Source organism: uncultured Rhodoblastus sp. (assembly GCF_903903185.1).
GTDB lineage: Bacteria > Pseudomonadota > Alphaproteobacteria > Rhizobiales > Beijerinckiaceae > Rhodoblastus.
Genome location: NZ_CAIUXT010000246.1, coordinates 1 through 7306, shown reverse-complemented (window position 1 = coordinate 7306; position 7306 = coordinate 1). Strand labels below are relative to the sequence as shown.

Sequence of the window (7306 nt, the reverse complement as noted above, 5' to 3'; positions counted from 1 at the left end):
CGATGGCGGGATGGGTGTCGTTGAGCTGGATCGCGTTTTTTTCCGCCAGCGTCTCGATGTCGCCATGCTGCTTGAGATGGCGGCGAATCAGATCCTGCAACGAGGCCGAGGCGAAGAAATATTCCTGGCGCAGCCGCAATTCCTGCCCCGCCGGGGTCGAATCGCTGGGATAGAGCACTTTGGAAATGGATTCGGCGCGTACCCGGTCGGCGAGCGCGCCGACATAATCGCCGGCGTTGAATGCGTCGAGCCGCAGCGGATCGGCGGTGCGCGCCGACCAAAGCCGCAGCGTGTTGACGTGGACGCCGCGCCAGCCGACCACCGGCGTGTCATAGGCGACCGCCTCGACGGTTTCCGATGGCCGCCAGATCTGCGCCGGCGCGCCATGGGCGCGCGGCGCGCTATCGACCACGCCGCCGAAACCGATGGGGTAGTTGACCTCGGGACGCGAAAATTCCCACGGGTTGCCGTAATCGAGCCAATCCTCGGGATATTCGTGCTGCCAGCCGTCGCTGATGGTCTGGCGGAACAGGCCGTGGTCGTAGCGAATGCCATAGCCATGGGCGGCGATCGACAGGGTGGCCATGCTTTCCATGAAACAGGCGGCGAGGCGGCCCAGACCGCCATTGCCGAGCGCCGCATCGGGCTCGACGTTGCGCAGCTTGTCGAGGTCGATGTCGAGCCCTGTCAGAGCAGCGCGCATCGGTTCGAGCAGGCCGGTATTGCTCAACGAATCGATGAGCAGGCGGCCGATCAGGAATTCCAGCGACAGGTAATAGACCCGGCGGCGATTGTCGCGGTAATTGCCGCGCACCGAAGTCAGCCAATGGTCGACGATCCGGTCGCGGGCGACCAGCGCCACCGCCATGAACCAGTCGCGCTCGGAGGCCGCGTTGCGGTCCTTGCCGACGCTGTACATCAGCTTTTCCAGCACCGCCTCACGCAGGTGGGCGACAAGATCGCCGTTTTCGCCCTCGGAGACGGCGTTTTCAGGCGCCAGTTCAAGGGTAACGGCGGACCCGGAGGGAGTAAGTTCGTTCATTTTCGCTCATTCCCTTGTTTTTTTCGCGCACGTGTCTAGTCCCGATCGGGCTAGCTGGCGACCAGTTTGTCTCTTTCCGGCGGCTCTGGCAAATCCTCTTCTCCAGCCTGCCTCGATTGGGCCCGCCAGACCGCGATGCAGATCGCGGCGACGGGAATGCCGATGCAGGAAGTGGCGACGAAAAAAGCCGGATAACCGAAAGCGGCGACGGCGAATCCGGAAAAGCCGCCAAGCAGCTTTCCCGGCAGCGCATAGAGCGACGACAGCAGCGCATATTGCGCGGCGGCGTAAAGTGGCGAAGTCAGCGATGACATGAAGGCGATCAGCGCGGTGCCGGCGAAGCCGCCGGCGAAATTCTCGACACAGATCGAAAGCGTCAACACCCGCAGGTCCTGTCCGACCGCGGCCAGCAAGGCCAGGCTCAGATGCGAGGCGCTGGCGGCGACGCCGCCGATCAGCAGCGATGGCATCAGGCCGAAGCGGGCGATGGCGAGGCCGCCGACGAAAATCCCGCCCAGTCCGACCCAGAAGCCGAACAGTTTGGTGACCGTGGCGATGTCGGCCTTGGAAAAGCCGAGGTCGATATAAAGCGGATTGGCCATCACGCCGGAGACGAAATCGGGCAGGCGATAGATCGCCAGCAGGGCGAGGAACAGCAGCGCCAGACGCCCGTGGCGCCGGAACAGATCGTTGAGCGGGTCGGCATAGGCTTCGCGAAAGCTCTTGCGCTTGCCGGGCGCGGACTCGACATGGGCGGCGGGTTCGGGCGCGAGCAGGCTGGCGACGATCCCGACGCCCATCGTCAGCGCCATGCACAGATAGGCGGCGCGCCAACTGAAGAATTGCGCAAGATAGAGCGCCCCGGCGCCGGCGCAGAGAATGGCGAACTTGTAGCCGACCTGACTGGCCGCCGACATTTCGCCCTGCCGCTCGGGCGGCGCGACGGCGATGCGCCAGCCGTCGATCACCACATCCTGGGTCGCGGCGCAAAAACCGAGCAGAAAAGCGAAGCCTATGGTCCACAACAGGTTATGCGCCGGGTCGCCGAAGGCGAGGCCGACCAGGCAGGCGGCGATCCCGAGCTGGGTCAGGATCATCCAGCCTCGCCTGCGTCCGAGCCTTCGCCCGAGCAGCGGCGCGTTATATTGATCGAGCAGCGGCGCCCAGAGGAATTTGAACGAATAGGCGAGCGCCACCCAACTCATCAGGCCGATATGCTCTTTGGCGACGCCGGCTTCGCGCAGCCAGGCCGATTGGGTCGAAAACACCAGCAGGAAGGGCAGGCCGGACGAAAAGCCGAGCGCCAGCATCAAGGCCAGCCGCTTGTCGGAGAAAACACGGGTCAGGAATCCGGGCTGCGATTCGGCCTGCATGGTTTCGCTTATGTCGGCGCCTCATTCGGCGATTGATCGGAGCGGCCGCCAGAAGAAAATTTCAGGCGCCAATTTCATGCGCCAATTCCTGCGCCATTCCAAAGCGCCGTTGACCGCGCTGCTTCGCATTATGGCATGGACGCCCGGCAAAAGCGAAAGCGCGCGCCCGCTTTTTTCCATCGTATTACTGGAATTATCGGAACTTGTGATAGTATTTTAGTCGAGTTTGGCGAATCGCCGCGGGACGGAAAACATGCTGACCAACAAGGGGAAATACGGGTTGAAGGCGATGGTCCATCTGGCCGGTCTGGCGCCGGGTGAACTGGCCCAGGTGCAGGAAATGGCCGACAGCAATGCGATCCCGAAGAAGTTTCTCGACCAGATCCTCTCGGAATTGCGCAATTCCGGTCTGGTTTTCTCGAAAAAAGGCAAGGGCGGCGGCTATGCGCTGGCCCGTTTGCCGACCGAAATCAGCGTCGGCCAGATCGTGCGCGTGCTCGACGGGCCGCTGGCCCCGATCCAATGCGCCAGCGTCACCGCCTATCGCCCCTGCGACGATTGCAGCGATGAAAGATTCTGCGCGGTGCGGCTGATGATGGTCAAGGCGCGCAACGCCATCGCCTCGGTGCTCGACAGCCACACGCTTGCCGACATGCGCGCGCTCGGCGCGCCGGCCGATGCGGAGACGTTTCACATCTGATCCGGCCCGATCTCGGGCAGCAGCCGCCGGGCGATCTTGCCGTTTTTGGTGCGCGGCAGGCTGTTGAGAAAGACATAATTTTTAGGGTTCTTGTAACCCGCCAGATGCTGCGCGCAATGGGCGGCCAAAACCGCATCGTCTGCCTTGGCGCCCGGCGCCAGCACGACGAAAGCGCAGATCACCGAGACATCCGCGCGCACTTTGCGCTCCGCCACGGCGACATCGGCGACGCCCGGCGCGTGGGCCAGCGCGGCTTCGACCTCCGCCGGCGAGACCCGATAGCCCTGCGCGTTCATCAGGTCGTCGCGGCGGCCATGCAGCCAGAAATAGCCTTCCGCGTCCATTTCGGCGACATCGCCGCCGATAAACCAGTCGCCGCGATAAACTTCCCGCTCGGCTTCGGGACGGTTCCAATACCTTAGCATCAGTCCGGTGTCTGAAGCGTGGACGGCGATCAGGCCGCTCTCATTGGCCGGCAGCGGCGTCTCCCCCTCCTCCAGCGGCAGAATGGCGACACGCCGGCCCGGCTGGGCCTTGCCCGGCGAACCCGGGCGCACGGGAATGGTGGGGCCGCTCGAAATATAGGTCGAGACCTCGCTCATCCCGAGCGCTTCATAGAGCGGCTTGCCGGTCCGCTCGATGAATGTTTCGCGCAAAGCCGGGGCCAGCGCCTCGCCGGCGGTCAGGCCGTGGCGCAGGCTGGCGAAATTTGCGGCGGTGCAGGAGGGCTCGCGCAGCATCTGGCGATAGACCCCGGGCACGGCGGCGAAAATCGTCGCGCCATGGCGCGCGATCAGGCGCGGCCACAGGCCGGGATCGGGCGGGCCGTTCCACAGGACCGCCGTGGCGCCTCTGGCGAAAGGGTCCATCAGGCCGACGCCGAGCGTATAGGTCCAGTTGAAGGCGCCGGCGTGCAGCAGCACGTCGCTCTCGCCAAGGCCCAGCCAATGGTCGAGCATCGGGGCGCGGCCGAGAATGACGCGGTGGGCGTGCAGCACGCCCTTGGGCCGGCTGGCGGTCCCCGAAGTATAGATCAGATAGGCGGGATTTTCGCGCGAGGTCGCCGCGTAGGGCAGGGGATCGAAAGCGGCGAGCCGCGATAGCTCGTCATTGTCGATGACCCGCGCCCCTGCCGCGACCGCGAGGCCCTGCGAGCAGACGATGGCCGAGGCCCCGGAATCGGCGAGAAGGAAGTCCACTTCCTCGTCTGTCAGTTGCGCGGAGGCCGGCAATGCCACCAGTCCGGCGGCGATGCAGGCGAAAAAGCTCAAGATATAGTCGAGATCATTGCCGCGGCGGATCATCATCCGCGATCCCTCAGGAAAACCAAGGCTGGAAAAACCGGCGGCGAGGCGGCGCACCGCGAGGTCGAGTTCGCCATAGGTCAGGCTTTGGTCGCCCGAGGGCCCGGCCAGAATCAGCGCGGTCCTGGACGGCCGGCGCGCGGCGTTTTCCGCCAGGCAGAAGGCGGCGAGATTGAAGCGGTCGTCGGGGAGGGTCATGACGCGACCAGATCAAACCTTCATGCTGTTGTCACCTGATTTTCATAGTGAGGCGGAGCGCCGAGTCGCCAAGCAAGAAAGGAAGGCCCATGCCCCCGTCCATTTCTCCCTCCGTGTCCCGGTCGACGACCAGGGCCGATAGCCTGAACGCCCGCACGACCTATGAGCGTATCGCCTTCCTTTATGACTTTCTCGACGCTCCCTATGAAATCGCCTGGAAGCGCCCGTTGCGCCGCCGCGTTTTCGAAGGTTTGCAAGGCGCGATTCTCGACGCCGGCGTCGGCACGGGCTGCAATTTCGCGGCCTATCCGCCGGGCGTCAAGGCGTCGGGCTGCGACGCCAGCTCCGCCATGCTGGAGCGGGCGCGCGCGCGCGCCGCAAAATACGCGCAGCCGGTGGAATTGCGCTGCTCCGACCTGACCCGGCTCGACTGGCCGGACGATACGTTCGATGGGATTGTCGCGACTTTCGTCTTCGCCTGTATCGAGGATCACGAACAGGCGGCGGCTCTGTCGGAACTGCGCCGGGTGTGCAAGCCGAACGGCGAAATTCGCATCGTCGATTACCGCCTGTCGCCACGCCGGCTGGTGCGCACGCGCCAGAAGTTGATGTCGGCCTGGCTGAACGGGACTTTCGCCGCTACCTACACGCCGAAGACCGAGGATTATTTCGACGCGGCCGGCCTCGACGTCATCGACGAGACCTTTATTCGCAGCGATGTGCTGAAAATGATCCGCCTGCGTCCGCGGGGTTGAAATTCGGGCATTCTGGCAAAACCAACGCCGTCGTTGCGTGAAGCGGAGCGACGCGGCGATCCGGTCGCCTCGTCTTGCATCCACTGGTTTGTTTCGCTTCGCTCGCAATGACGGTTTTTTGGTTGAATAGATCTTGCAGAAAAAGGGCGGCCACGAGGCCGCCCCTCATTTTTGAACTTCGCTTTCCGCTCAGAACAAATGGCGGAAGATCCAGTAGAGCGATCCCGAAAGCAACATCGCGACCGGCAGGGTCAGAATCCAGGCCAGGGCCAGATTGCGAATGGTCGCCATTTGCAGGCCCGAACCATTGGCCGCCATGGTTCCGGCGACGCCGGACGACAGGACCTGTGTGGTCGAGACCGGCAGGCCGAAATTGTCGGCGGCGCCGATCGTCGCCATGGCCACAAGTTCCGCCGAAGCGCCCTGGGCATAGGTCAGATGGGTCTTGCCGATCTTTTCGCCGACGGTGACGACAATGCGCTTCCAGCCGACCATCGTGCCAAGTCCCAGCGCGAGGGCGACGACGATCTTCACCCACAGCGGAATGAACTTGGTCGCCTGATCGAGCGCGCTTTTATAGGCCTTGAGAGCGGCGACGTCGGAGGCCGAAAGTTCGGCCTCCTTGTCCTTGAGCAGGAAGCGGATGGCCTCGGAGGCCAGATACATGTCGTTTCTGGTGTTGCCGACATTTTCCAGCGGCACCTTGGCGATCGAGCCGTGGCTCGCCACTTGCTGGCCGATGTCCGCGATCAGCGCCGCCAGTGAGGGGAAGGTGCCTCCGGTGATCTCATGGCGCGAAATATAGGCGGTGACGGCGGGGCGCGGGTCGCCGATGATATTATAGCCAGCGGCCTTGGAAGCCACCACGTTCGAGGCCGCGACCGAGGCCTTGGTGAACTGGGCGATATGGCTTTCCGGCAGCGAGCGGTTGAGGGCGTAGGCGGTGGGGACCGTGCCGATCAAAATCAGCATGATCAGGCCCATGCCCTTCTGGCCGTCGTTCGAGCCATGGGCGAAGGAAACGCCGGTGCAGGTGAAGATCAAAAGGATGCGGATCCACAATGGCGGCTTGCCGTCGCCGGTCGGGGCGGCGTAGAGCTCGGGCTTGCGGATCAGGCGTTTCATCAACAAAAGCAGGCCGAAGGCGCTGATGAAGCCGACCAGCGGCGACAGCAGCAGCGCATAGCCGATTTCGGTCGCCTTGCCCCAATCGACGCCCGAAGTTCCATCGCGGCCGCGCATCAGCGCGTTGGTGACGCCGACGCCGATGATCGAACCGATCAGGGTATGCGACGAGGAGGCCGGCAGGCCGAGCGCCCAGGTGCCGAGGTTCCAGATGATGGCGGCGATGAGCAAAGCGAAGACCATGGCGAAGCCGGCGTCGGAGCCGACCTGCAGGATCAGTTCGACCGGCAGCAGCGAGATGATGCCGAAGGCGACGGCGCCGCTCGAGGTCAGAACGCCGAGGAAGTTGAAGAAGCCCGACCACATCACGGCGTAATTCGCGGGCAGGGAATGGGTGTAGATGACGGTGGCGACCGCATTGGCGGTGTCATGGAAGCCGTTGACGAATTCGAAACCGAGCGCGATCAGCAAGGCGAGGCCCAGCAGCAGGAAGGGCCAGAAGGTGACGTCGGCGATCTTGGCGCCGAGATCGGACTGGATCGACCAGCCGGCATAGAGCAGGCCGGCCACGCCGACGGCGACGAGGATCCAGATCTTCTTGGGGTCGTCGGGATGGTCGAGATTGGGCCGGGCGACTTTCGGCTCGTCTTGCTGCAAATCTTGCGTTGGTGACGCAATGGTCATGGGGCGGTGTCCTTCCAGGATGGATCAGCCGCCGAATATGGTCACGCAGATTACAGCAAGATGACAACCTGCCGCTTGGGAGGGCCAAAAAGCGAGTCGCCCATTGCAAAATCGGCGAATCGCCT

At 63.8% G+C, this 7306-nt stretch carries 6 protein-coding genes; 2 read left to right on the top strand and 4 right to left on the bottom strand.

The features are described from left to right. On the bottom strand, nt 1-919 hold a 919-nt coding region (locus tag QZY01_RS22820), incomplete at its 3' end, for a glycogen/starch/alpha-glucan phosphorylase (protein ID WP_294541890.1). A gap of 173 nt (nt 920-1092) precedes the next feature. Beyond that, nucleotides 1093-2415 (bottom strand): MFS transporter, encoded by a 1323-nt coding sequence (locus tag QZY01_RS22815; protein WP_294541888.1) that lies wholly within the window; start codon nt 2413-2415, stop codon nt 1093-1095. A gap of 253 nt (nt 2416-2668) precedes the next feature. Here QZY01_RS22815 and QZY01_RS22810 point away from each other — a divergent pair, with 253 nt between their 5' ends. Further along, nucleotides 2669-3115: an Rrf2 family transcriptional regulator gene (locus QZY01_RS22810; protein WP_294541885.1), complete on the top strand. Its 447-nt coding sequence runs from the start codon at nt 2669-2671 to the stop codon at nt 3113-3115. Here QZY01_RS22810 and QZY01_RS22805 read toward each other — a convergent pair. After that, nucleotides 3106-4617, bottom strand: coding sequence for an AMP-binding protein (locus QZY01_RS22805; protein WP_294541882.1), 1512 nt, complete (start codon nt 4615-4617; stop codon nt 3106-3108). The two genes, QZY01_RS22810 and QZY01_RS22805, sit on opposite strands and share 10 nt — an antisense overlap. A gap of 89 nt (nt 4618-4706) precedes the next feature. Here QZY01_RS22805 and QZY01_RS22800 point away from each other — a divergent pair, with 89 nt between their 5' ends. After that, nucleotides 4707-5372, top strand: coding sequence for a class I SAM-dependent methyltransferase (locus tag QZY01_RS22800; RefSeq protein ID WP_294541879.1), 666 nt, complete (start codon nt 4707-4709; stop codon nt 5370-5372). Nucleotides 5373-5561: 189 nt separating this feature from the next. Here QZY01_RS22800 and QZY01_RS22795 read toward each other — a convergent pair whose 3' ends face one another. Continuing rightward, on the bottom strand, nt 5562-7181 hold the full coding sequence (locus tag QZY01_RS22795) for an inorganic phosphate transporter (protein WP_294541877.1): 1620 nt from the start codon (nt 7179-7181) through the stop codon (nt 5562-5564). Nucleotides 7182-7306 lie beyond the last annotated feature (125 nt).